The sequence below is a fragment of the Aeromonas sp. Prich7-2 genome, assembly GCF_017939255.1.
Taxonomy (GTDB): Bacteria; Pseudomonadota; Gammaproteobacteria; order Enterobacterales; family Aeromonadaceae; genus Aeromonas; species Aeromonas caviae.
Window position 1 is genome coordinate 5,349 of the sequence record NZ_JAGKRI010000364.1, and the last position, 558, is coordinate 5,906.

The 558-nt window shown below is 53.6% G+C and carries 1 pseudogene; it reads right to left on the reverse strand.

Going from position 1 to position 558, the window contains the following annotated elements:
• Nucleotides 1–19: 19 nt before the first annotated feature.
• A pseudogene (locus tag J9892_RS23430) lies at nt 20–558 on the reverse strand (IS1634 family transposase); the annotation flags it as partial.

A 558-nucleotide genomic window follows, 5' to 3' on the forward strand; every position in this document is an offset into this window, starting at 1 on the left:
CCGACATTCCGCACCTGATTTAGGAATAAATTTGCCGATAGCGCTCACCCAATACCTCCAAAATGATCTGCTGGTCTCCTGTTAGCTCCGTTACTTGTGGCGGAGCTTCTCCCAGTCGATATTCATGGATGCCACCAAAGCGCAAAAAGATCCAACGGGCCGTCGGCTGCTGGGTCGGTTTCTTTTTCATATCCGCCACACTGCGATTCTGCTCCACTAATCCCTGCCGGATCCGGTGCTCCAACGCTGCGTAAATCATCAGGCTACAGGTCATCACCATGAGCAACGCTTCAATCCGCTCCGGCTTTTTCAGGTACAGTGAGGAGGTTAAAAACTCCGGGCTCTTGAGAAAACGAAAGCCCCGTTCGACATTCTGCTGCGCTTTATAGGTGGCCAAAAGTTCGGCCATGGTTCAGCGTATCGCTGTGGTCATTGGTCGCCAGGATGAACACCCCGGTCTGGTTGCGGGCCTCTTCAACGCAAGCCAGGCTAGTTGCCGCCAACCCAGTGATTTGAAACTGATGGCCAATTGGCTCTTCGCCACGCTTGGGTCTGCCA